This window comes from Acinetobacter sp. ANC_7635 (genome assembly GCF_056779945.1).
Genome location: NZ_JBWYIS010000006.1, coordinates 27636 through 52425, shown reverse-complemented (window position 1 = coordinate 52425; position 24790 = coordinate 27636). Strand labels below are relative to the sequence as shown.

The 24790-nt window shown below is 39.0% G+C and carries 29 protein-coding genes and 1 pseudogene; 18 read left to right on the top strand and 12 right to left on the bottom strand.

From position 1 onward, the window contains the following. Nucleotides 1-62 precede the first annotated feature (62 nt). The 4 genes and pseudogenes from tatA to AC1M89_RS08450 all read left to right on the top strand — a co-directional run bounded on the left by tatA (nucleotide 63) and on the right by AC1M89_RS08450 (nucleotide 3922). A complete protein-coding gene (tatA, locus tag AC1M89_RS08465; protein ID WP_035266725.1) occupies nucleotides 63-290 on the top strand; it encodes a Sec-independent protein translocase subunit TatA in 228 nt (75 codons plus the stop codon). 15 nt (nucleotides 291-305) lie between these two features. Beyond that, nucleotides 306-555, top strand: a pseudogene (gene tatB, locus AC1M89_RS08460) (Sec-independent protein translocase protein TatB); the annotation flags it as partial. A gap of 211 nt (nucleotides 556-766) precedes the next feature. Next, nucleotides 767-1549 (top strand): twin-arginine translocase subunit TatC, encoded by a 783-nt coding sequence (tatC, locus tag AC1M89_RS08455; RefSeq protein WP_481591565.1) that lies wholly within the window; start codon nucleotides 767-769, stop codon nucleotides 1547-1549. Between the two features lie 165 nt (nucleotides 1550-1714). Beyond that, the gene (locus tag AC1M89_RS08450) at nucleotides 1715-3922 is read left to right on the top strand and encodes a PhoX family protein (protein WP_035266728.1); all 2208 of its coding nucleotides are present in this window, start codon (nucleotides 1715-1717) and stop codon (nucleotides 3920-3922) included. A 27-nt stretch (nucleotides 3923-3949) separates the two neighbouring features. Here AC1M89_RS08450 and AC1M89_RS08445 read toward each other — a convergent pair whose 3' ends face one another. Next, nucleotides 3950-4753 carry an NRDE family protein gene (locus AC1M89_RS08445; protein WP_481591566.1) on the bottom strand — a complete coding sequence of 268 codons (804 nt, stop codon included), beginning with the start codon at nucleotides 4751-4753 and terminating at the stop codon, nucleotides 3950-3952. 93 nt (nucleotides 4754-4846) lie between these two features. On the opposite strand from AC1M89_RS08445, the gene lgt reads away from it, so the two are divergent. The 9 genes from lgt to msrA all read left to right on the top strand — a co-directional run bounded on the left by lgt (nucleotide 4847) and on the right by msrA (nucleotide 11014). After that, on the top strand, nucleotides 4847-5662 hold the full coding sequence (gene lgt, locus AC1M89_RS08440) for a prolipoprotein diacylglyceryl transferase (protein WP_035266733.1): 816 nt from the start codon (nucleotides 4847-4849) through the stop codon (nucleotides 5660-5662). Nucleotides 5663-5746: 84 nt separating this feature from the next. After that, nucleotides 5747-6118 carry a hypothetical protein gene (locus AC1M89_RS08435; protein WP_481591589.1) on the top strand — a complete coding sequence of 124 codons (372 nt, stop codon included), beginning with the start codon at nucleotides 5747-5749 and terminating at the stop codon, nucleotides 6116-6118. Nucleotides 6119-6250: 132 nt separating this feature from the next. After that, a complete protein-coding gene (locus tag AC1M89_RS08430) occupies nucleotides 6251-6502 on the top strand; it encodes a hypothetical protein (RefSeq protein ID WP_179998671.1) in 252 nt (83 codons plus the stop codon). Nucleotides 6503-6649: 147 nt separating this feature from the next. Next, entirely contained in the window at nucleotides 6650-7141 is a 492-nt protein-coding gene (locus AC1M89_RS08425) for a lipocalin family protein (protein ID WP_481591567.1), read from the top strand. Nucleotides 7142-7333: 192 nt separating this feature from the next. Then, the gene (gene thyA / locus AC1M89_RS08420; RefSeq protein ID WP_035266815.1) at nucleotides 7334-8176 is read left to right on the top strand and encodes a thymidylate synthase; all 843 of its coding nucleotides are present in this window, start codon (nucleotides 7334-7336) and stop codon (nucleotides 8174-8176) included. Between the two features lie 93 nt (nucleotides 8177-8269). Further along, the gene (locus AC1M89_RS08415) at nucleotides 8270-8782 is read left to right on the top strand and encodes a dihydrofolate reductase (RefSeq protein WP_035266739.1); all 513 of its coding nucleotides are present in this window, start codon (nucleotides 8270-8272) and stop codon (nucleotides 8780-8782) included. 26 nt (nucleotides 8783-8808) lie between these two features. Then, complete coding sequence (locus tag AC1M89_RS08410; RefSeq protein WP_481587592.1) at nucleotides 8809-9879, top strand: Lnb N-terminal periplasmic domain-containing protein; 1071 nt, start codon at nucleotides 8809-8811, stop codon at nucleotides 9877-9879. A 74-nt stretch (nucleotides 9880-9953) separates the two neighbouring features. Next, nucleotides 9954-10409 (top strand): META domain-containing protein, encoded by a 456-nt coding sequence (locus AC1M89_RS08405; protein ID WP_035266743.1) that lies wholly within the window; start codon nucleotides 9954-9956, stop codon nucleotides 10407-10409. Nucleotides 10410-10492: 83 nt separating this feature from the next. After that, nucleotides 10493-11014 carry a peptide-methionine (S)-S-oxide reductase MsrA gene (gene msrA / locus AC1M89_RS08400; RefSeq protein ID WP_035266744.1) on the top strand — a complete coding sequence of 174 codons (522 nt, stop codon included), beginning with the start codon at nucleotides 10493-10495 and terminating at the stop codon, nucleotides 11012-11014. A 50-nt stretch (nucleotides 11015-11064) separates the two neighbouring features. On the opposite strand, the gene AC1M89_RS08395 is transcribed toward msrA, so the two are convergent. From AC1M89_RS08395 to AC1M89_RS08375, 5 genes are all read right to left on the bottom strand, one after another. Then, entirely contained in the window at nucleotides 11065-11469 is a 405-nt protein-coding gene (locus AC1M89_RS08395) for an ExbD/TolR family protein (RefSeq protein WP_035266746.1), read from the bottom strand. After that, entirely contained in the window at nucleotides 11469-12092 is a 624-nt protein-coding gene (locus AC1M89_RS08390) for a MotA/TolQ/ExbB proton channel family protein (RefSeq protein WP_180028347.1), read from the bottom strand. The genes AC1M89_RS08395 and AC1M89_RS08390 overlap by 1 nt, the downstream gene beginning before the upstream one ends. Nucleotides 12093-12112: 20 nt before the next feature. Continuing rightward, a complete protein-coding gene (locus AC1M89_RS08385) occupies nucleotides 12113-12931 on the bottom strand; it encodes an energy transducer TonB (RefSeq protein WP_092766747.1) in 819 nt (272 codons plus the stop codon). A 213-nt stretch (nucleotides 12932-13144) separates the two neighbouring features. Further along, nucleotides 13145-14011, bottom strand: coding sequence for a formyltetrahydrofolate deformylase (gene purU, locus AC1M89_RS08380; RefSeq protein ID WP_092766746.1), 867 nt, complete (start codon nucleotides 14009-14011; stop codon nucleotides 13145-13147). Between the two features lie 88 nt (nucleotides 14012-14099). Next, nucleotides 14100-14792, bottom strand: a complete 693-nt coding sequence (locus tag AC1M89_RS08375; protein WP_035266753.1) for a TetR/AcrR family transcriptional regulator — start codon at nucleotides 14790-14792, stop codon at nucleotides 14100-14102. A 124-nt stretch (nucleotides 14793-14916) separates the two neighbouring features. Here AC1M89_RS08375 and AC1M89_RS08370 point away from each other — a divergent pair, with 124 nt between their 5' ends. From AC1M89_RS08370 to AC1M89_RS08355, 4 genes are all read left to right on the top strand, one after another. Continuing rightward, nucleotides 14917-16365, top strand: a complete 1449-nt coding sequence (locus AC1M89_RS08370; protein ID WP_035266754.1) for a coniferyl aldehyde dehydrogenase — start codon at nucleotides 14917-14919, stop codon at nucleotides 16363-16365. 165 nt (nucleotides 16366-16530) lie between these two features. Then, nucleotides 16531-16767, top strand: a complete 237-nt coding sequence (gene rpmB, locus AC1M89_RS08365) for a 50S ribosomal protein L28 (protein ID WP_000048256.1) — start codon at nucleotides 16531-16533, stop codon at nucleotides 16765-16767. A 12-nt stretch (nucleotides 16768-16779) separates the two neighbouring features. Then, a complete protein-coding gene (gene rpmG, locus AC1M89_RS08360; protein WP_001205031.1) occupies nucleotides 16780-16935 on the top strand; it encodes a 50S ribosomal protein L33 in 156 nt (51 codons plus the stop codon). A gap of 151 nt (nucleotides 16936-17086) precedes the next feature. Continuing rightward, complete coding sequence (locus AC1M89_RS08355) at nucleotides 17087-18805, top strand: cation:proton antiporter (RefSeq protein ID WP_179998680.1); 1719 nt, start codon at nucleotides 17087-17089, stop codon at nucleotides 18803-18805. A gap of 36 nt (nucleotides 18806-18841) precedes the next feature. Here AC1M89_RS08355 and AC1M89_RS08350 read toward each other — a convergent pair whose 3' ends face one another. From AC1M89_RS08350 to AC1M89_RS08325, 6 genes are all read right to left on the bottom strand, one after another. Further along, nucleotides 18842-19120, bottom strand: coding sequence for a hypothetical protein (locus tag AC1M89_RS08350; protein ID WP_035266758.1), 279 nt, complete (start codon nucleotides 19118-19120; stop codon nucleotides 18842-18844). Between the two features lie 122 nt (nucleotides 19121-19242). Beyond that, nucleotides 19243-19746 (bottom strand): DUF6586 family protein, encoded by a 504-nt coding sequence (locus tag AC1M89_RS08345; RefSeq protein WP_481591568.1) that lies wholly within the window; start codon nucleotides 19744-19746, stop codon nucleotides 19243-19245. A 194-nt stretch (nucleotides 19747-19940) separates the two neighbouring features. Further along, nucleotides 19941-20267 (bottom strand): hypothetical protein, encoded by a 327-nt coding sequence (locus AC1M89_RS08340; RefSeq protein WP_481591569.1) that lies wholly within the window; start codon nucleotides 20265-20267, stop codon nucleotides 19941-19943. Nucleotides 20268-20564: 297 nt separating this feature from the next. After that, nucleotides 20565-20816, bottom strand: coding sequence for an RNA recognition motif domain-containing protein (locus AC1M89_RS08335; RefSeq protein WP_035266766.1), 252 nt, complete (start codon nucleotides 20814-20816; stop codon nucleotides 20565-20567). Nucleotides 20817-20896: 80 nt separating this feature from the next. Beyond that, entirely contained in the window at nucleotides 20897-22885 is a 1989-nt protein-coding gene (locus AC1M89_RS08330) for an ATP-dependent helicase (protein ID WP_481591570.1), read from the bottom strand. 102 nt (nucleotides 22886-22987) lie between these two features. Then, complete coding sequence (locus AC1M89_RS08325; protein WP_481591571.1) at nucleotides 22988-24130, bottom strand: glycerate kinase family protein; 1143 nt, start codon at nucleotides 24128-24130, stop codon at nucleotides 22988-22990. Nucleotides 24131-24264: 134 nt separating this feature from the next. Here AC1M89_RS08325 and AC1M89_RS08320 point away from each other — a divergent pair, with 134 nt between their 5' ends. Beyond that, nucleotides 24265-24780: a hypothetical protein gene (locus tag AC1M89_RS08320; protein WP_481588666.1), complete on the top strand. Its 516-nt coding sequence runs from the start codon at nucleotides 24265-24267 to the stop codon at nucleotides 24778-24780. Nucleotides 24781-24790: the final 10 nt, after the last annotated feature.

The window sequence follows — 24790 nt, the reverse complement described above, 5'->3', positions numbered from 1 at the left end:
CAACTTGCTGTCATAAAGAACTGTTGAAATCATTCAAGATCATTTTCAATAAGGAATATATCATGGCTGGATTATCAATTTGGCACGTACTTATTTTCGCAATTGTCGTTTTACTTTTGTTCGGTACGTCTAAGCTAAAAAATTTGGGTAAAGATGTTGGTGGTGCGGTTAAAGATTTTAAAAAATCAATTAAGGATGACGAAGACCAGAGCACATCTGCTCAATTAAAAGAACCACGCACGATTGAACATCAAACATCTCATGATTTGAATTCAACAGCGAAACATTAAAGGTAGGTAACAGTAATGCTGAATATTGGTATGGCTGAACTATTAATGTTTGGCATCATTGCATTGCTTGTTCTTGGACCTGAAAAGCTTCCTGAGGGTGCGCGATTTGCTGGTAAATGGTATGGCAAAATTAAACGTATGGTCAGCAATGTACAAAATGATATTGATCGTGAACTAAGAATGTCTGAACTTAAAGAACAAATGCAGACTGAAATGAAGCGCATTCAAGAATTAGAAGAAAAAATGAAAGCGCAAATGCAGGAAATTGAAAAACACACAGTATTAAGCGATGAATATTTAAATCCACCTATCCATCAACAGGTTCGCTCTGAAACAAGCCCTGTTTATGTGTATTTAAACGTTCAGCAAAGTACAGCAGTTCCTTTTAGAGGACACGCTACACCTAAGCAAAGTTTTATTCATATTCAAAATTCGGCGCAACACAATAAACCGTATGTAGTCTTAGCGGAGGCAGTATGAGTCACAATACTCTGCCAAATATCATCTCTTCAAATGAGGAAAATCCTCAGCTTGAAGAAATGCCAATAACCAAGCATCTTATTATTTTAAGAAAATATTTATTTAGAATAGTTGGGGTCATTCTCGTTTTATTCTTTTGTTTATTACCATTTGCAAATCAAAGCTATCAAATGATGTCTGAGCCTCTTAGAGCTCAACTCCCAATAAATTCATCAATGATTGCAACTGATGTCACCGCGACATTTATGGCACCATTTAAGTTAAACTTCTTCGTTGCTCTAATGATCGCCATGCCATTTATCATTTATCAAATATGGGCTTTTGTCAGACCGGCGCTTTATAAAAATGAGAAAGCTTTAGCTCTACCATTACTCATCGGAAGTATTACATTATTTTATGCAGGTGTTGCTTTTGCTTACTTTATAGCCCTCCCTTCGATTTTACATTTTTTCATTAGCGTTGCACCTGAAACGGTTGCACCCATGACTGACATTAATAGCTATCTGAGTTTCTGTTTAAAATTATTCTTGGTTTTTGGTTTAACTTTTGAAATTCCAATTGTGACTTTATTACTCATTATGATTGGGGTCGTTACCACAGAACAATTGGTTGAAAAAAGACGTTTTATTATTGTAGGTTGTTTCTTCGTTTCTATGTTTGTGACGCCACCTGATGCACTCTCGATGATTATGTTAGCGATACCAATGTGGATGTTATTTGAATTGGGACTTTTGTTTGGAAAATTACTCGAAAACAGAAGAGCAAAGTCAGTACTTTGATATCTTGACCCTTTTACACATAGGCGAGTCTGAAGACTCGCCTTTTTCATACTCTTTAAATAAAAGCTTAATTCAACTGACATAAATCTATCACTTGATTGTCATGATTCCGCATTAAGTTGTTTGTGACGCTAAAAACTACCAAGCAAGATGCTAGGAACGAACATGACTGATTTAACACCTTTTAACGATGATTACGATAGCAATGATTCGGGGAATCCAGAATTTCACCATTTACTTGAAAAGCAAATTACGCGTAGAGATCTCATTAAGAAGACTGCTGGTGGTGCAGTAGCATTGACAGTAGCGGCTTCAGTAGCAGGCTGTAACAGTGACGACAATGACAATAACAACTCAAATCCTTCTCTACCTGAATTCGACAAATCAAAAACGCCAACTGAACTAACATTTAAAGCGGTTGATAAAAATATTAAAAATGAATTCACAGTGCCTGAAGGATATGAAGCACGTGTTATTTATGCACTAGGAGACCCGCTTTTTGAAGGTATGCCTGAATGGGATGCAGATAATATTCCGAGTGGTGCTTCATTTACCATGCGCTCAGGCGAATGTCATGACGGTATGACATATTTCGGCATGAAAAATAGTCGTTATGATCAAAATGAGTCAAATGTAGGTTTACTGGTACTCAACCACGAATATGTAGATAACAAAGCGATTTTGCATCCAGCGAATAATACCATTTCAGCGGATATTCGTTCTGAAGATGAAGCATTACGTGAAATCAACTGTCACGGCGTTTCAGTGATTGAAGTACAAAAAAATCCTACAACTCAACAAGTCACTCTAAACAAACGCTCTGTATTCAACCGTCGAATTACAGCTGCAACACCGATCGATTTCGCTGGTCCTGTAAAAGGGCATGAATTGGTACAAACCAAGATCAGTCCAGAAGGCACATTTACATTAGGTACGATCAATAACTGTGGTAACGGTTATACGCCTTGGGGCACATACTTAACCACTGAAGAAAACTTTAACCAATACTTTACTCGCGATGATAAAGATCGTTCTGAAAAGGATTTGGAGTCGTTAAAACGCTATAAAATTGCTTCAAATAGTTCTTATAAGTGGCACACAGTTCAAGCACAACTGTTCCCTCAAGATGTTTATGAGCGCTGGTTAACTAAAGTCTCTGCATCTTCTGCAACTCAAGATTTTAGAAACTCACCAAATACATTTGGTTGGATTGTTGAAATTGACCCGTTTGATGGTCGTCAACGCCCAGTAAAACGTACAGCTCTTGGACGTTTTGCACATGAAGATTGTCGTGTCAGTCGTGCCATTCCTGGGCAACCACTAGCCTTCTATATGGGGGATGACTCTCAAGGCGAATATATCTATAAATTTGTTTCAGATGCGGTTTGGGACCCTAAAGATATCAACGGTGGTTATGCTGCTGGCGATAAATATATGAATAACGGTAAATTCTATGTTGCTAAATTTAACTTTAATGAAGCAACTCAAAAGACGTCTGGTGAGTGGATTGAACTCAATATCTCCAATCCATTAATTGCTAGTTATTCAAAATACAAATTTACAGATCAAGCTGATGTATTGGTAAATGCCCGTTTAGCAGGTGATGCAGTTGGTGCAACCAAAATGGATCGTCCAGAATGGGTTGCCGTAAACCCAGAGAATGGTGAGGTTTATGTCACCTTAACAAATAACTCATTACGTGGAAGTGAGCATACGATTGATGCTGCCAACCCTCGTAATTATGCTGATAATGATAAAGGTGGTAGTCCTCGCGGGAATATCAACGGACATATTATTCGTTTCCGTGAAACTGGTGATACTGTTACAGCAAAAACATTTGTATGGGATATCTTCTTATTTGGCGCAGAAGAAGATTCACTTCCGGGTGTAAACCTATCTGGACTCACATCAGCAAATGATTTCTCAAGTCCAGATGGCCTATGGTTTGATCCACGTGGTGTCTTGTGGGTACAGACTGATGATGGCGCTTATACAGATGAAACGAATTGCATGATGCTCGCTGCACTTCCAGGTCAAGTAAGTGATGGTAAAGTGACTTCTGCAAATGCTGGTTCAAATAATGCCACTCAACTTACTCCTGCTGGCGCACAGCTTGATGATTCAAAGTTACGTCGTTTTTTAACAGGCCCTTCAGGCTGTGAAATTACAGGTGTAACGATGACACCAGACTATAAAGCTATTTTTGTGAATGTTCAGCATCCAGGTGGCACTTGGCCTGCAAATCACAGCAACACTATCAGCGGTGGTAAAGGTACACGTCCTCGCTCTGCGACGGTCGTGATTACACGTAAAGATGGTGGCGAGATTGTTGGTGAAAGTCTAGAAAAGAAAGAAAACACTCCTGCTGCTTAATTCAAACATTGAAATAGAAAATGCCGACTACGATGTCGGCATTTTTTTTGAGAGATTCAGATCAATTTTGACTATGTGATTCTGATGTTCACCTTGCTGCGTTTTTTCAAGCCAAGTCCATTGGTTTCTTTTCAACAACAGGTAGTTTGAGCATCGTGTTCCATATATCGGGCTTTGTATAAAAGTAGAAGATAACAGCTGCTCCATTTCCACTGATATGCCCGTTTGAGGTAATAAGTCTAAATCAATTTTTCTTTCATCTTGTAAGATATCCCAAACGGCGTACTCTAAATCATACGCTTTTTGAGCATTGGGATTTAATTGCAATAATGGTAAGAACTCTTGTGTGAAGCGTTTACGCAAATGTTTGGTTTTTTCCCATGGATCACTTAATACACCATTGGAAACCACATATACACCTTTGGCAAGCACTTGTGGAGATTCACCACGATTACTCATATAAACCGCTTGATCAGAGGTTCCGATAAAAAGGTTAAATCCAGCGTAATCACATTGCTTTTTTTCTAATTCTTGGGCGAATCGGATCGGTGCTAAATCGGATTCCAGATATTGCTGAATGATATGTCCTCTTGAAGTTGGATATTCCTTCTTATCATTTGCATCACGGTAATTTGTCACAAGTGCCCAACGCCCTGCAGCAGTAATCCCCATCCATGTCCCACCAGATTGTAAATCTTGACCTGCAATAATTGGGCTATTTTCCCACTTATGAATTTGTGAAGCAGGTCGGTGATAAAACTCATCCCGATTTGAAATTAAGCATAATGGTGTTTCATCCAACACTTGCCATGCGATTGCTACAATACACATCGTTGCATCCTTAGAACTTTACACATTGAATGTACAACATTTTTTCAGTCTTTCCGTTAGAATCGACACAAAACATAATATAAAGGAAAAGCAATGCTGACCTATCCTTCTATTGACCCAGTGGCAATATCTGTGGGTCCATTACAAGTTCACTGGTATGGACTCATGTATCTACTCGCATTTTTATTTGCTTGGGGCTTGGCAACATTCCGTGCTAAGCAACGAGGATGGACACCAGACATGGTCTCTGATCTCATCTTTTACGGTGCATTAGGTGTCGTGATTGGTGGTCGAGTAGGCTATGTGTTCTTTTATGGTTTTGATCAATTCCTTGCAAATCCGATATGGTTATTCCAAGTTTGGACAGGTGGCATGAGCTTCCATGGCGGCTTCTTAGGTGTCATGTTGGCCATGTTATTGTGGTGTAAAAAATACAAAATGACTTGGTTCCAAACACTGGATTTTATTGCCCCATGTGTTCCAACAGGTCTGATGTTTGGTCGTATTGGCAACTTTATTGGCGGCGAACTTTATGGCCGACAAGTCACAGATCCAAATTTCGCATTGGGTATGATTTTCCCTACAGATCCTTTACAACTCGTACGACATCCATCCCAACTTTACCAAGCACTCTGTGAGGGTTTGATTCTTTTTATTGTTCTGTGGTGGTTTAGTTCTAAACCTCGTCCACGCATGGCTGTTTCTGCCCTCTTCTTAATTGGATATGGCATCGCTCGCTTCACAGTTGAATTCTTCCGTGAGCCAGATAATGGACAATTATTTATCGGATGGATGAGCAAAGGACAATTCCTTACAGTTCCAATGATTCTCATCGGGCTATGGATGCTTTGGTATGCCTACCAAAAGAAAGTATATGACTGGGGTCCTCTACAAAATAATGGCAAATAAGTAAATCATGCCCTCAAAGGTGAACATCTTGTTCACCTTTTTTTGTGCTAGAGTTTTGACTTATTTACTTTGATTCAGATTACTATGCTCGAGTTTTGGTTTGATCCTAAAGTTTCAATACAACACAAAGCTTTATTTTTTATTTTGATTACGAGTGCTACCGCTACGTTATATTGGATGCAACCGCTTAACTTCGATGCGATCTTAATGTTTGTGGGCACAGGTATCGTTTTTCTTATTTGCCGTTACTGTAAAATTCATTTCGCTTCACACCATCCAACAGGGTTGATGTACCGATTATTTACTTGGATTCCTATCGCTCTGCTACTTGCCTTAATTTTCATACATGCAAAGGATGGAGAAATTCTTTTACCTGGTGCTCAAGGATTAGGATTTATGGCTTTATCTATTTGCTTATTTTCTCCACTGTCACTACTTCATCAACATCAGCATTAAAACGTCATTATGTTAAATTTCTGGTATTCGGAACGATGCACACGCACGATTAAATTGATCATTTGTATATCAACGTGTGTAGTGATTCTGTTGACAGCTGAAATTAAAAAACTTGATTTTCTATCGACACTAATGAGCTTATGTTTAGGCTTAAGTCTACACATTATTCATCATGTTTTGATCCAATCTAAGCGTCTAAAGCATCAGCTGAAAGCATATTATGCTTTTAGTCCTTTCATCTTGATTGTATTTTTTATCTTCATGCTTTCAGCGCTGAACTTTCAAAATAGCAGAGAGTTTTTTGCACTTTTTGTACAACTCATGGGTTATAGCGCAGTGGGATTATTCGTAGTGAGTTTATATGCATCTCGTACACCCCGCTGAATTTCAAAACAACTAAGCAAATGAAAATAAATATAAAATTAATCACACTCACTTAACGCTTTGCTACAGAACAGTATTATTTCTACTCCAAAACTGTGCCTATACTCAAAGGATGTATCTAATTTAGATTAAATGGAGTAAATCATAATGAGTCAAAATTTAACGACCGTATCTAACTTCCAACTTGAACGCTATTTAGGTACTTGGTATGAGATTGCACGCTTACCAATGAAGCATCAACCTGAAGACAGTACGGATATTTCGGCAGTCTATACCTTAAACAGCGATGGAACTGTACGTGTTCAAAATCGTTGTCTTGATGGCAACAAAGAACTGGATGAGTCTATTGGCGAAGCCACAGTTGTAGATGCTGAACATGGCAAATTAGAAGTCAGCTTTTTGCCTGAAGGATTTCGTTGGATTCCATTCACTAAGGGTGATTATTGGGTACTTAAGATCGATGAAAATTATCAAACTGCTTTAGTCGGTGAACCTAATCAAAAATATCTTTGGATTCTGCACCGTGAACCTGTGTTAAATGAATCTATCAAGCAAGCGTATCTAGCATATGCTCAATCCATTGGTTATGACCTAAGCGATTTAATTCATACTGTACATACAGGACACAAAACTGTTTAAGCCCTAAAATTTTGTGTTAAATGAGAGCACCCTAAAGGGTGCTTTCTTATTTCTTTAATTACTCGCTTTCAAAGAGTCTATTCCGTAAGGAAGATATTAAAATGCATGCTGCTTTAGTATAAACTGATGCCAATGAAATTTTTGGCATTGGTTTATTCTTCAAATGCCACATTCAAATCGATCAGGACATTTATGAAAGCGTATTTAGACCTACTACAACATATCCTCGACAATGGCGGTGATAAAGGTGACCGTACTGGTACAGGTACTCGTTCTGTATTTGGTCATCAAATGCGCTTTGATCTTTCTAAAGGTTTTCCTCTACTGACCACAAAGAAAGTTCACTTCCGTTCAATCGTGATTGAATTACTTTGGTTCCTTAAAGGTGATACCAATGTTAAATATCTGCAAGATCATAAAGTTACAATTTGGGATGAATGGTCGACAGCTGAGCAGACTGCTCGTTTTGGACGTCCTGAAGGAGAGCTAGGTCCAGTATATGGACACCAATGGCGTAACTTTGGTGCAACTAAAAAAGACGATGGTTTATACGAGCAAGATGGTTTTGATCAAATCAAATGGTTAATTAATGAAATTAAAACCAATCCAAACTCCCGTCGTTTAATCGTATCAGGTTGGAACCCAAAAGAAGCTGGACAAGTGGCACTCCCTCCTTGTCACACGCTTTTCCAGTTTTTTGTTCAGGATGGAAAATTATCATGTCAGCTTTATCAACGTAGTGCTGATGTTTTTCTTGGCGTTCCATTTAATATTGCAAGTTATGCACTTCTCACCCATATGATTGCGCAAGTCTGTGATCTAGAAGTCGGTGATTTTGTTTGGACAGGTGGTGATACTCATCTTTACGCCAATCATTTCGAGCAAGCACAACTTCAATTAACACGTGAACCACTTCCATTGTGCCAACTCAAACTGAATCCCGAAATTAAAGATATTTTTGATTTCAAATTTGAAGATATTGAAATCGTAAATTACGAATCGCATCCTGCAATTAAAGCACCTGTTGCGGTTTGATTTTAACTAATGTCTTTTGGGATCACAGTTGATACTAATCGTGATCCAACTTTACATTTCCCTCTTTAACTCATATTCGCTGGAAGAATAATCATGGCATTTCAAGGTTTAGAAGTCGTACACGTCGTTGCAATGGATCAGCAACGTTGTATTGGCAAAGGAAATGATTTGCCATGGCATATTTCAGCTGATCTCAAACATTTTAAAGAAATTACCCAAGGTGGTGTTGTGGTGATGGGACGTAAAACACTTGAGTCTATGGGTAGAACGCTTCCTAAACGTGTAAATTGGGTCATTACACGAGATACGTCATGGCAATTTGAAGGAACAAAAATCGCGCATACAATCGAGAGTGCACTTGAGCAGGCAGTCCATGATGTAAAAGCTTCAGAAAAGCCTGGATCTATTTTTATCATAGGTGGTGGAGAAATTTTTAGCCAAACGATCTCTATTGCGGATCGCTTAGAACTCACGCATGTTGAATTAGACGTTCAAGGTGATGCTCATTATCCTGAGATTCCACCTGAATTTAAAAAAGTGGCATCAGAGCAACACATTGATGACAAAACAAATATTGCATTTGAGTTCGCAACCTACCAAAAATAAAGCTTTCTTACATATAGCCAATAACAATGCATAACATCGGTAAAAGAGAGTTTATTCTTGCGCTTGCAAAGGGAGCTTTTCACTCCCTATTTAGTTTATTTGTCATCTTCTCTTCAATTTGGTTATGTATGGCCTTATGGGTTCAAGAGCCATTTGGCTGGTTAGTCAGTCGTATTATCATTGGCTTTTGGGTCGCTTTTGCCTTAAGTGTTTTAGGCATATATGCAACACAACATTTTTTCAGCCGTAGTAAAGATGTTGTCTTATACATTGTCTTTTTTGCGTTCAGTTTAGTTTGGTATTTTAGTATCCCTGCCAAACAAGACCGTGAGTGGAATCCTGAAGTCGCAAGAATTCTCAATTATGAACGTCAAGGTGATTGGGTCACTTTACACAATGTGCGTAATTTTGCATGGAATGAAGACGGAACCTATCAAGAACGCTGGGAAACACGTCAAATTGATTTGAATCAAATCAGTGGCATTAACATCATTACTTCATATTGGATGGGACCACAAATCGCCCACACTTTAGTCAGCTTTGATTTCAAAAACTCTAAACCACTGACCTTTTCGATTGAAATTCGCAAAGAAAAAGATGAAGAGTTTTCTGCTATTGGTGGTTTTTTTAGAAAGTACGAAGTCAGTTTAGTTGCTGCTGACGAGAAAGACATTATTTATACACGTAGCAATGTACGTAATGAGCAGGTCTATTTTTTCCCAATCAACATGGAAGCTGCTGAAATGAAAGCTTTATTTGAGGAATATTTAGAGCAAGCAGATAAACTTAGTCAAGAACCAAAATGGTATAACACCTTGACCAGTAACTGCACCACTTTGGTTTTTGATATGGTTCAAGCGATTTCCAAACATGAACTGCCAGTGGACTACCGATTATTAGCCTCAGGTTATTTACCTAATTATCTGTATGACTTAGGGGCATTACAACATCATTGGGATATCAAAACATGGTACAACAAGGCACATGTCAACCCAAGAACAGACCAATTTAATCAATTTAAATATCAAAGTAGTGAAAATTATTCAAAATTGATTCGTCTGGGTCTCCCTCAGAGTCAGCCAGAGCTTGCACCTTAGCGTATCAGTTGATATACATAAAATTGACTTGAATTTAATTTACATTAGAAAGAAATAACACAGGGGCATTTCATATGTTAAAACAACTTTTAGCCGTATCCGTTATAGGCTCAGCATTACTTTTTACAGCATGTACCACAACACCATCTGCTGAAAAGCAACAACAAGCACTTAATCAATTGCAAAATAAAACTTGGATTTTGACACATATTGGCGCAACAGAATTTAAGACCGACCCTACTGCACACAATGTTCCAAGTATTCAATTTGATGCAGCATCTAGTCGTTTGAGTGGTGCAGATGGTTGTAACCGTTTTATGGGTGCATATAGCATTAAAGCTGACAAAATTAGCTTGAGTGAAGTTGCAACTACACAAATGATGTGTGTGAATACTCAAGAACTTGCAAATCGCTATAATGCTGCCTTGGCAAAAGTCGCGGCATTCCAAGTCTATGACAAAACGCTTCGCCTACTCGATGAGAATGGTAATCCAGTATTGCAGTATGAGTCTGCAATACAACCGCGTTAACAGTTAAGCAACCATTTCACTGGTTGCTTTTTTCATTCTACACCCCATTATTTCAGTCATTGCAACTCAATAAGGTGAATCCCATGCAACAAGCTTTGCTCGGTGGCGGATGCTTCTGGTGTGTTGAAGCAGTTTTCCTTCAACTCAAAGGTGTCACTAAAGTCGTGAGTGGTTATGCGGGTGGGTATACGGCCAATCCAAGCTATGAGGACATTTGCAAAGGAGACACCCATCACGCAGAAGTGGTTTTAGTGGATTTTGATGAAAGTCAAATTAGCTTTGCTCAATTGCTTGATGTATTTTTTGCAACACATGATCCAACCACACTCAATCGCCAAGGTAATGATATAGGTACGCAATATCGCTCTGTCATTTATTATTTTAATGAAGAACAGCGCCAGATTGCAGAGAAAGCGATTCAACAGTTAAAAGCAGAAGGTTTAGATATTGTTACAGAACTAAGCTCAGTACCGACCTTCTACCCTGCTGAAGAATATCATCAAAATTTCTTTGCTCGTAACCCGACTCAGGGCTACTGCAATTTTAGTATCCCACCAAAACTTTTAAAGCTTCGCTCTAAATTTGAAGGTTTACTCAAAGACTAATACAGGTATAAAAAAAGCGACCTTATGGTCGCTTTTCTCATGTTAATCAGTTAATTATCTGTGGCAAAGGCAATGTCAGCAAGCCCGGCTTCGCTTGCACGTGACATCACTTGAGCAACAGTATCGTAACGTGATTCTTTATCTGCTTTAAGAATAATTGTCGGTTGTTGTGCTGAACCACCGGCATCGTTAAATCTTTTTTGCAATTCATCTAAGCTGATAATTTCTGAATCCCATGCAATCTCACCCTGTGAGTTAATGCTTACTTGAATCGATTCAGGTGGCGGATCAATGATATCCGCTGTCGTTTTTGGTAAAGTTAATGGAATTGATGGGTTAGCAACGGTCGCTGTCACCAAGAAGATGATCATCAAAACCAACATAATGTCAATTAACGGGATGAGGTTCATCTCCGTCATGCCTGTATCGTTGTCTTCACCCAATTGAAAAGCCATTAAGCTTGACCTCCAACGTAACTTTCTTGAGTCGCTTTCACTTCAACTTTTTGCGCAGAAGAATCTTGTTGCAGCATCGTGTCGATTAAAAGACTGTGAGCATGATCTTGTAGTTCATTACTTAATGTACGATTAAAGCGAATACAAATGTTGTATGCGATCACTGCTGGAATAGCTACTGCTAGACCAATACCAGTCATAATCAGGGCTTCACCCACAGGGGTTGCAACTTGTGCAAGTCCTGCTTGACCGCTTTTACCTACTGCAACCAATGCATGGAAGATTCCCCATACTGTACCAAATAGCCCTACAAATGGTGCAAGTGAGGCAATTGTTCCGAGTACAGCAACACCTTTTTCAGCAGATGCTTTTTCCAAAGCAATCTGACGCAATAAAGCTTGCTCAGCAACAGCTTTACGTTGTTCAAATCCCAAAGGAGCGAGTTTTGCTTTCAATCCTGCTAATGCTTTAGAGAGTTGAGCATAAGCAACTTCTTTCAGTTGACGTGTTCCCATCACACGTAAAACGACAATTGTCCATGTCGCAATAGACATTGCGAGTAAAACGAAATAAAGCGTCTTACTGACTGCATCAGCATGTTGCCAATAAACTGAAAAGTTCATACTCGAACTCCTAATAAAAGTTAGCCGTTAGAATTCAACTTAAGTTCAAATGGTTGTTCCGCTCTAAACGGATAAGCCACGCCATTTTCCTTATAAGGTCTGAATTTTGCATTACGCACCGAGCGTAAAATCTTTTGATCAAGCGAATCAATTCCACTTGATTTTGTGATTCTGGCATTCACTACATTACCGTTAGTGTCCGCTTCAATCGATACTACAACAGTACGATCAGAACCTTGTAAATCTCGGTTGGTATATGATGGCTTCGGTGTACGAGACCATGATATTTGCCCAATACTTAAATTCTTTGGTGTATTACGTGCTTGCTGCTCACGACGTTCTTGTTCGCGTCTTTCATTTTCCAAGCGCTCACGTTCTTGTTGCTCACGTAGCTGTTGGTCACGCAATGCTTGCTCACGTCGCTGCTGTTCAAGCAACTCACGATTTTTACGTTCTTGCTCTAAACGCTGTTGTTCCTGCTTTTGCTTTTCTAATTTATCTTCTTGAACAATTGCTTTTTGTTCGACAGGTTTAGGCTTTTCAGCAATGACTTTGGGTTTAACCACAGGAGGTGGTTCAACGACTTTAGGTTCTGGTTTTGGTTGAACTTGAGGTTTCACAGGTTCAACAGGAGGTGGCGGCGGTGGCGCATCCTCTTTTATCTGAACAAAACGAACCTTAATTGGATCCTTATCAATAGGTTTTAATTCAGGTGTTTTCATCTGACTCACGGCAAATAAAACACCAATATGCCCGATCACCACTGCAATGAGCGAAGTAAGCACTTTCTTTTTCATTGAGATTGGATTTTGCATCATAGGAATGGGAGATGGGCTCATTAAAATTTATGATCTGATATACATTGACGCTGTCTTCATAAGGAAGATTTCAATCAAACTTATCGGTTAGTACAATTAAAGTACGCCAATAATAAATGAGAAGTGTTTTCATTTGCAACTATTAATTCTGCAGTTTTGATGAGTTTTTTTGATCATCAATAAAAAAGGCATGCTCATGCATGCCTTAATAAATCAGTGATATTTAATTAAAAATCACTGGAATACCACAGTTTTATTACCATCAACAATGATACGGTCTTCTAAATGCCACTTAACAGCACGCGCCAAGACATTACGTTCAACGTCTTGACCTAATTCACGTAATTGATCAACTGTAAAATCATGGCTGACACGCTCAACATCTTGTTCAATAATCGGACCTTGATCCAAATCAGCTGTCACATAATGCGCTGTTGCACCAATCAGTTTTACGCCTTTTTCATACGCTTGCTTATAAGGATTAGCACCCACAAAAGCTGGAAGGAAAGAATGATGAATGTTGATCACTTTCATTTCCCACTTAGAGACGAACTCTTCATCAAGAATCTGCATATAACGTGCGAGTACAAGCAAATCATTACCTTGCATTAACTCATCAATTTTTGCATATGCTTCGCGCTTGTTCTCTTTATTGACAGGCACAACTTCAAAAGGAATACCGAAGTTTTCCACAGACTCACGTAGATCTTCATGATTCGACACAACCTTAGTGATTTCACAAGGTAATCCACCACGTGCATGACGCCATAAAAGTTCAAGCAAGGCATGATCGACTTTCGATACCAAAATACCTACTTTCTTTACATCTGACACTAAAGCTAGACGCCAATGCATGTTGTAACGTTCAGCTACGTTTGTGGCGAAAGTTTGTAGAATATTTTCCTTACGGCTTTGCAAATTGTCGAGTTCAAACTCAACACGCATGAAATAACGCCCGCCCTGAGCTTCTGTTGCATATTGATCAAGCGCAGTGATGTTTGCCCCTTGATGATACAAAAAGCTCGATACAGCCTGCACGATTCCTGGTTTATCTTCGCAAGTAATCAGTAAACGTGCTGTGTTAGCAGTTGTCATATTCATGATGATTTATATCACTTAACAGTTAAATTGAAAAACAGCCGCGTATTCTAACTCTTTTTTTAATGCTTTCAAATTATCTTTGCTGAAATCAATCTTCTCGATCAGCAGAAAGACTAGCAAATAATTCAGATGTTCCCAACGTTTCAAGCAAGCGCTCATAAGTCTGACGACTTTCACCACGTAAATAAGGACCTTCAAGAAACACCATTTGACGCAGTGCCTGCCAAACCCACTTTTCATCTAGATGGTTGGAATCTTTTAAATGACCAGACATATAGAGAAAGTTCGTCCAATTGGTTAGGACAATCCATAGGTTAATGATCAACGCTTCAATTTCAGACTCTGTCATTTGCATGAGACCTGCATTGACGAAGGCTCGGTAAATCTTTTGACCTTGTTGCATCACTTTACCCGCGAAACGCGGGTAAATTTTTCTAAAGTCGTCATTATTTTCGGTTAAATGATATACATCACGATGCAGAAAACGATAGGCCCATAACTGACTACTGAGTACTTGAAAGTATCGGATTTTATCATTGGCATTTACATCACGGTCTTCTGGCAATGCTAGCAGCTCTAAAGTTGCATGCTGATATTGCTCCATCAACTCTTTAATGATCTCTTGCTTGTTACGAAAGTGATAATAGAGATTACCAGGGCTAATACCTAACTCTGCTGCGATATGGTTAGTTGTGACAGATCGCTCTCCACGTTCGTTAAAGAGTTGCAAACTAATTTGCAAGATTCGGTCTTTGGTTTTTAACGTTTTGGAATGCGACATCCTAATACCATCTATAACAAGAATAATGACGTTTAGCCCAAGCTAACATAAAAGTGACTTGACTTTTAGAGTATTTACTCTAAAAATAAAAATCACATCAACCCTTACATTAGTGGTACTGGTCATGAACAGTCAAACAAAAACAAATTTAATGACGACTGAAGCATCGGAAGTTCAGCATTTACATGATCTTCTAGCGCTTCAGAAAGCAGCCTATCGACGTTATCCGAACCCGACAGCAAAACAGCGTATTGAACGTTTGGCTCGTCTTAAAGCAGTTTTGATTAAATATCAGGACCAAATTGCAGAAGCAATTAGCCAAGATTATGGTAATCGTTCGGTTTCTGAAACGAAAATTGGTGAACTACTCACTTCACTCGAACAAATCAAATATTACAGCAAACATTTAACAGAGTGGATGAAGCCTTCTAAACGCCATATCGGTATTTTACATCAACCTGCAAAAGGTTGGGTTCAGTATCAACCTTTAGGTGTTGTCGGTATCATTTCCCCTTGGAACTACCCTTTATTATTGGCGATTAGCCCATTAGTATGTGCATTGGCAGCGGGCAACCATGCCATGATTAAAGTTTCAAGCACCTCTCGTAACTTTGGCTATGTATTACAAAATGCTTTATCTGAAGCGTTCCCACAAGAGTTAGTTGCCGTTGTTACAGGTGGTGGCGTAATCTCTGACACATTCAGTCATCTTGCATTTGATAAATTAGTCTTCACAGGCTCTACCAATGTTGGTAAGACTGTGATGAAAGCAGCATCTGAAAACTTAGTTCCAGTTATTCTAGAACTTGGTGGTAAATCACCAGTTATCGTGCACCCTTCAATTGACTTAAAGGATGTCGCGGAGCGTGTTGCATTCGGTAAATTGTGGAATGCGGGTCAAACTTGTGTCGCACCAGATTATATTTTCCTACCACGTGGTAAAACTTCAGAGTTTATTCACCAGTTTGAAACCGTTGCGAAAACGATGTATCCAACATTACGTGACAACCAAGATTACACCTCTATAGTGAGCGATAAGCAAAATAAACGCTTACAAGGTTACTTAGAAGATGCGATTCAAAATGGTGCTCAAGTCACTGAAATTAACCCATTAAAAGAAGAGCTTGCTTCTGTACGTAAAATAGCGCCAACCCTTCTGACCAATATCAGCCCTGATATGGAAATTATGAAGAACGAAATCTTTGGTCCAATTTTACCAATCTTAGAATATGATCAAATAGACGAAGTTATCGAGTTTATTAATGACCGACCACGTCCACTTGCATTATACTATTTCGACTTTAACGATGCTCGAGCAGAATACGTTTCGCAACGTACTCACTCTGGACACTTTGGTCAAAACGCTGTTGTTACTCATGTTGCACAAGATGATCTACCTTTCGGTGGCGTTGGTGCATCTGGTATGGGCAGATACCATGGTCCCGAAGGCTTCTTCAGTTTATCAAATGAACGCTCAGTCATGTCTATTCCAAAGCTATTCAGCTTGAAATACGTACTGCCTCCGTTTAATAGACCGATCCCTAGTCTTATCCGTAAAGCCTTTCTTCGTTAAATGATCAAGGCATGATCTATCACAACAGGTCATGCCCTGTTTTTATCAATTTCGCTTGTCTTTTAAGCGTATTTTTGATATAAAACGCCCCTTGAATGAATTCAATCCGTTTTATTTTGACTGGCCATACAGGTTTGCTGTTGGCTAAATCAATGGAGTTACACCATGTCTAAGGTTTGCCAAGTTACCGGCAAGCGTCCAGTCGTTGGTAACAACGTCTCACACGCCAACAACAAAACTAAGCGCCGGTTCGAGCCGAACCTGCACCACCACCGTTTTTGGTTAGAAAGCGAAAAACGTTTCGTACGTCTTCGTCTAACTACTAAAGGTATGCGTATTATCGACAAATTGGGCATCGAAAAGGTTGTTGCTGACCTACGTGCTCAAGGTCAAAAGATCTAAGGAGCAACGAAAATGCGTGATAAGATTCGCCTAGTTTCTTCTGCTGGTACAGGTTATTTCTATACCACTACTAAGAACAAACGTACTATGCCGGAAAAAATGGAAATCAAAAAATTTGATCCAAAAATCCGTCAACACGTAATCTTCAAAGAAGCTAAAATCAAATAATTTTAGTTCTTTAAAAAAATACGACCCATTGGGTCGTTTTTTTTGCCTTTTTTTTCTTCAGGTTGTTAAAATTTAATCTCAGTTTGGCATTTTTTATGCTTATACAGCTCAAAAGCCAATTCATAATTTATAAATATTTAAGGGGTGATTAGTGCCACATGATGTAGATTTAATTATATTGCTTGCGGTTGGTTTTGGCTTAGCCCTTATTTTTGGCTTTATCGCCGCACGTTTACGTCTACCCCCTCTTGTTGGCTATCTCATTGCCGGCATTATTATTAGCCCCAAAACCCCCGGTATCGTCGCCGATATCACACTAGCCAATCAACTCGCAGAACTGGGTGTCATGTTTTTGATGTTCGGTGTCGGGATGCACTTTTCACTGAAAGATTTAATGCAAGTTCGGCGTATTGCTGTCCCTGGTGCAATTTTACAAATCACAGTGGCTACCATCCTCGGGATTGGCGTCTCTATGCTATGGGGATGGAGTTTTGGGTCAGCATTGGTGTTTGGCTTAAGCTTATCTTGTGCGAGTACTGTGGTACTCCTGAAAGCTTTGGGTGACCGAGGCTTATTGGATTCAGTCAATGGAAAAATTGCTGTGGGATGGCTACTCGTCGAAGACCTAGTTATGGTGCTCGCTTTAGTTTTATTACCCGCTACAGCCGTACTCCTCGGCGGAACAGCACTCGAAGGCGCCAATCCAGATCAAAATGTCTTTGTGACTTTAGGAATAACCTTACTTAAAGTTGCGGGCTTTATCGCCTTTATGCTGATTATAGGTAAGCGCCTCATCCCTAAAATTATTCAGTTTGTCGTACGCTTAGGTTCTCGCGAGCTATTTACATTGACTGTGGTTGCAGCAGCCGTATCCATTGCCTATGGTTCGTATGCAGTTTTTGGCGTTTCAATGGCATTAGGTGCATTCTTTGCTGGGATGGTGGTTAAAGAGTCTGACTTCAGTCATCGTGCTGAAGAAGAAACGTTACCACTGCGTGAGATATTCTCCATCCTATTCTTCGTCTCTGTCGGAATGTTGTTTGACCCAACAATTATCGTTGAAGAACCACTTCATATTCTGGCTGTGATTGGCATTATCATGATCGGAAAAACATTAGCAGCAATGGCGCTGGTTTTGTTCTTCCGCTATCCATTAAATACCGCACTTACAGTAGGTGCCTCACTGGCTCAAATCGGTGAGTTCTCCTTTATCTTGGCAACACTCGGTCTATCTATAGGATTATTAACCCCTGAAGCTCAAAACTTGATTTTAGCCGGGGCATTATTTTCTATTTCGCTCAATTCTGTTTTATTTTCAGCCATTGAACCCGTACAGAAATGGATTCGTGAGCGCTCGCATTTGGCTCGTTTGCTTGAGCGTAGTGGTGATCCATTGGCGATGTTACCTGACGAGGTCTCACAGGACTACCTGCGCGATCAAGTGGTCATGGTCGGTCATGGAGAAGTTGGACGTCGCTTAACAAAAACACTGATGGAAAATAACATCAAAGTGGTGATTGCTGAAGAAAATCGAGAAATTGTTGAAAAACTACGTGCAAAAGATATTGCTGCAGTATCAGGTTCAGCAACAGAACCGGGCGTATTAATTCAAGCGCATATACAACATGCGAGGCTTTTAATTATCTCGCCGATGGATATTTTAGATATTCATAAGATTGTAGATACTGCCAAACTTCTGAATCCACAGATTCAAGTTTTGATCTGTGCAGAAAGTAAAGAAGAAGCTGAAGCAATACGTGCAGATGAAATTGGTGAAGTGTATTACGCGAAGGAAGAAATGGCGAAGAACATGAGCAATCATATTCTAAATCAAATTGAAATCGCACATCATCATGCACCATCTCACTAAGTAAAATAAAAACCGCGCTATTTGCGCGGTTTTTTCTTAGCTATAAAACTGTGGTTTTTCATCTACGACTTCCGCATGCCATTCATTCGATTGTTTTTCGAGAAGTGCAAATAACGCAGCCTGAATCATGTGTTGGGCAATCAAAGGCATATGATCACCTAATAAAGCTTTCACTTCATCATTAAATTGAATTTTCACAAGTGGCTCATCCTCGGATGCAGCGTGACGAAGAGCTAACTCGCCATTCTCAAGTTGCACCAATTCTAAAATTGCTTCTTGTGTTCCGAATAATTCTTTCAATTGCTCTATAGACATATACCCTCCATGATTCACATGGTGGCAAAATGCTGAATGCACTTTGCATTGCTTAGACTATTTTATATAAGTTCTAAAATTTATATTTCAAGTCTAATCGTTTAAAACTGTCATGATTACAATTAAAACTCAACCATTTCGTTACGAAAACCGTCAATAAGATGGGTTAAGTCACGATGCCACTCTCGAAGAATTTGAGTGTCTGGCAACCACGCTTGAGGTGTCTGCGTGACTTTAATAATAAGATTTGAAGAAGTCTCATCCTCAGGTTCTGGTGCACTTGGTTCAGGTGCATACTGGCACATACGATAAGCGCGCTTTAGTTCTGCAATAAAACCATCCTTTGCAAGATGCTGTAACACGGTGATTTCTGGAGAAACTTGCCCTTTAGCGGCCATATGCTCTTCAATAGATTTTAATGTAGGTGAAAAATCATTTAAACGGTAATAACGCACCAACTCTTGCAAAAATGCCAAGACCGCTCCATGCAAATGAAAGACTGCCGCTTCACGATGGGCTTGAGCTTGTTGAATATGCTCTGTCTGTTCTGCTTGCTGACATGATAGACGGGCAAAATAGAGTTTTTGATTAGTGCGATCTGCATGAAAACGAGCAACACGAGACATGAAAACTTCCTAACAACATTTATGTCATACAACTTAAATGTTGACGCCATATCACGCAATGCTTTTAAGAAAAAAATCAAGATTAATTTTAGATCAACAAGATTGATTGAAAGCCTGATTATTAATGCATACTGCTTAAATAAAAAAGCCAGCCAAATGCATGGCTGACCCTTTCGAATGAATCTAAGGTTATATTAGCGAACAATACCCTTAAAAATTCCTAATGGATTATAAGTCCCATCGCCTTTTTCATTGTCATAATGAAATTTGACCTGATCTTGATCGCCACCTAACAGTGTTCCAGCCCTGTAAAGACCTTCTGAAATCGCAAGGAAGCCAACATCAATTGCTTGATGAACTGTACCAACACCAGGAATTAGGCTCAATGGCTTCCAAATTGGAGCTTGAACATTCAATGTGCTCGAAAATAGGTTTGATGCGTTTTGAAGCGTGTCACCGATTAACGTACCTGCACCTGATACGATTTCTGTTTCTAGATGATTTAATTCTTGAATAGACATTTTTATAACCTTTTGGGGTTTTATAATGGAGCTTTTATACTACACACTTCACTCAAACTTATTCAATCTATTATTAAGATATACTTCACAATAATTTGTATATAAATGTGATTTTAAATGTATGTTTTTAATAAAAATATTAATATATAACAGAAATAAATTTCAAAAATATGTCAACTCTTCAAAGTACAAAAGTTGGTCAAAAAAGCTAAAAAAGATTCATATTTATTAGTAAAATTAAATAAAATATCAAATAAAAAGGAGCAATAACTGCTCCTACTTTATTTAGACATCAAGTTATGCTTCTGGCTTTTCGTCTGCAGCTTTTACTCGAATACCTGCACCTTTAACTTTACGGGTGTTCAGCCCCTTAATTGCTTTCACAGCTTCACGGCCATGTGGCATTTCAACAAAGGCAAATCCTTTCGATTTGCCTGTTGCAGCATCTAACACCAATGTACATGAGTCTACTGTTCCAAACTGCTGAAATAACTCCAGAATCTCAGCTTCAGTAATGCTGCGCTCTAAGTTACGAACTAAAATTTTCATGAAAAAACCTTAAGAAGATAGGCAAAAAAACCAAAAAGTACGCGCCTACTCTACTTTTTGTATGAAACAATCTAGATAGTTTAATCGAGATCAATTCCAAAATCTAAATTAATCGACTGTCGCTCAATCAAAGCACTCTTAACCGTTTGCTGCCTGGTTTTATAATGTGTTTCACTTGTACACAAATGTCTTGAAAGATTATTAAGAAAATAGCTTTCAACTTTTCGTCCTTGCTCATCGACTTGTTCCCTTGCCCACGTCACCAAATTTTGCTTGGTTAAAATCAATTCATTTTGTGCACGGGTAAGTGCTACATAAAGCACACGGCGTTCTTCTTCAACTTCATCAAAATCCCCTTGAGCTCTTGCATGTGGATACTGACCAGGTGTCACATTCGCCACGTAACAAACTTTTTGTTCAGTTCCTTTAGCAGAATGTATCGTGATCAAGGTAACAACATCAGTATCTGACTGGCGTTCGATTTCACTGATTGAAACTGGATCAAGCACGTAGGCTTCTAAAAACTCACTTAACTGAGTATGTTTTGAAGCTAACTGTTTCACCAACTCAAAGTCTCCTTGACGACGCCCCCAATCCTTTTTGTAATTTTCACTCAACTGAATTTCTATTGCCTGAATTGCCAAGCTTACGCAAGCTTGAACTTCAGTCTTTAACACATTCAACTGCTTCATAATGAGTAGAGCCTCAGCAGGAATACGTCCAAATTTTTCTAGTTTTTCCGCAATGACGTCATCTTGAGGGTCCTGTAACAACTGTTGCGCTAAACGGCTTGCGCCAACATCACCGACCCCATCCCAAAGCGTCAAAAACCGCATCCATGCAATATCGTCTGAAGGATTGGCAATGACCCGTAGTAAACTCAGTAAATCCTTAACATGCGCAGTTTCAAGAAGTTTCATACCACCAATAAACCGATATGGGACATTCGCTGCAATGAAAGCTGCTTCAATATGACGAGCTGCAAAGCTTGAACGTACCAGAACCATATGATCGCGCCAAGGACTTCCCTCAAGCAAATGTCGCTCTTTAATATCTATGGCAATCCATTTTGCTTCATCAAACTCATTCGGGAAAATATGAATTTTAGGCTTTATGCCTGTACCTCGATACGCATTTAAGCGCTTGTCATATTTAATCTCACTTTGATCAAGCAACCAATTTGATAAATCTAAAATTTCTTGAGTAGATCGGTAGTTTTTTTCTAATTTAAAGATCTGTGCTGCTGGCACACGCTCTTTAAAATGATGAATGTTTTCGAAATCTGCTCCACGAAAACCATAAATCGATTGAGCATCATCCCCGACACAAAACAAACTTACTCGATCCTTTAAAGGCTCTAATAGCGCCCATTGCAATGGATTGGTGTCTTGCATTTCATCCACAAGCATATGTCTGCAAATCGAGGCCACATAATCGACTAGACCCTCAGACTGTGCTAAAGCTGATGCCACGATCGCAAGAATATCGTCATAATCAAGAAAGCTACGTGCCTGCTTTCGAGTTTCATATTCTTTCATGATTTCTGCAATCAGGTCTTTCATTGCTAAGAATTCAGGCATTTGCTTTTCTATGGCAACACTTAGCTTTTGACGCGTATTTCTAGCATATGAATACAGATCACATAATTCAGCAGGCTTCGGGAGCTGATTGGGATTCTTCTTATCATCTTTACCACGTATCAAACGAAACATCATGAGTTGATCATCACGATCAATAATTGAGAATTGCGCTAAGCTGAAAGCTTTTGGTATACGACGCAGCAAGTACATACAAAAAGTATGGAATGTTGATGCTCGTAATCCTTTTGCTTGTTCACCGAGTGCCAATTCGACACGCGCCACGATTTCACTGGCAGCACGACGCGTAAACGTCAAAATTTGAATTTGATTGGCGGGTACACCTTGATCAATGAGATAAGCAGCACGTGCCACAATCGTTTTGGTTTTACCACAGCCCGCACCCGCCAACACCAAACTATGTAAGGCTTCTGTGGTTGCAGCTTGTTTTTGTTGAGGATTTAATTCATCAATCAGGCTGTCTAAACTCATCGCTACTCATCAATTTTACAATAACAATAGTTTAACAGAGCTAGATTTAGAAAATACAAACACGCTTCAGTTTTAAACATCAAAGCCCACTTACATAGAGAATTAGATATACTGCCTTACGATATTTTGTACCGTTAAATCTAAATTCTGAACTGCATTTTTCAAGGATTCTGACAAACTTTGATCCAGAGGATTAATACTACAGATGTGATGAAACCCTTGTTCGTACAATGGTTCTACTCCTTCACCAACTCTACCAGCGAATGCAAATACAGGCTTGTTGTGCCGATATGCGACTTGAGCAACGGCAAATGGGGTTTTACCAAATTGAGTCTGAGTATCAATTTTCCCTTCACCCGTAAATACATAATCAGCTTGCTCAATTTTTTCAGCCAATTGAGTTTCCTCAATGATTAATTCAGCACCCGATCGAATATCTGCGCCTGTAAATGCCATCAAACCAAATCCCAAACCACCTGCTGCACCAGCACCAGATCGATGACGTAAATCGACTAAAAGCTGCTGCTCTACCACCCCTGCAAAGTGCAATAAATTATGATCCAATACTTGCACCATTTCAGGTGTTGCCCCTTTTTGCGGACCAAAAATATAAGATGCGCCAAGTGGACCACATAATGGATTGTTTACATCTGAAGCAATAACAATATCTGTTTTAGTCAATCTTGGGTCGAGTTGTGACACATCAATGGAATCGATTTGGTTTAAGTTTCCACCTGTTGGCTCAAATACTTCATGATATTGATTAATAAATTTCACGCCCAAAGCATGCGCCATACCAGCACCACCATCATTGGTCACACTCCCACCCAATCCGATGATGATCTTTTTCACACCGAATTCGAGAGCTGCGGCAATCAGTTGCCCTGTTCCTACAGTATTAGTGAACAAAGGATTTCTTAAATGAGGTGGTATGAGATGAATGCCATTGGCTTTCGCCATTTCAATGACTGCTGTTTGTCCCTGATCAATTAATCCAAAATGAGTCATGACACGCTGATTAGCGAATGGGCCTTGTACTTCGCACGCGATTTTTAATCCTGATTTTGCCATGACCAATGCATCAATGGTTCCTTCACCACCATCTGCCATTGGATTCAAAATACATTGTGCATCGGGTAAGACTTTATGGATTGCATTTTTCATAATCATGCATACCTGCTCAGCAGGCATGCTTTCTTTGAAAGAGTCGGGAGCCAAAATAAAAGTTTCTATCCTTTGCTGCATGCTTTATTGCTATTCTCATATTTAAATTAATTCAGATACTTATTTATTACATTGAGATTTTCAATTTTTCAAATAGAACCCTTATATATATTGTAATAAACTTACAATTCCCCAAAAAAAATAACGGTATAACAATGCAAAAATATCAAATATTTAAAAAAACTTTAGTGCTGTGTACATTCATTTTTGTATGTAATCAAGCTACCAGCTCGTCTGCAACCAATTCACACAGTAGTGAAAATATTCAATTATCAGCACTTTCAGCCAAATGGAAATGTACTGAAGAAATGGATTACATGGGTTATGCTGCGAAAAGCGAAATAGTGTCTGAGTTCAAACCAAATGGTCAATATTTTGAAAAAAATCAAATGACCTTTATTAAAGATAACGAGAAAGCAATTGCTTATACCCAATCTGAAGCTCAATGGAGTTTACAAGAACATATACTCACAATTGATCAAAATAAATTACTGAAATTTGAAATAGACAATGCTCAAGTTGAAGAGCAATTAAACCTTAAATCAGCTTTAGCTGATCCTGATGCTGTGAAATTACTAATTAAAAAACTCGATAACAAAGAAATGATTGCGAATTTCATTCTATTTGATACAGAAATAGAAAATCTCTCAAGAGTATGTGTAAGACAATAAATTTAATGTC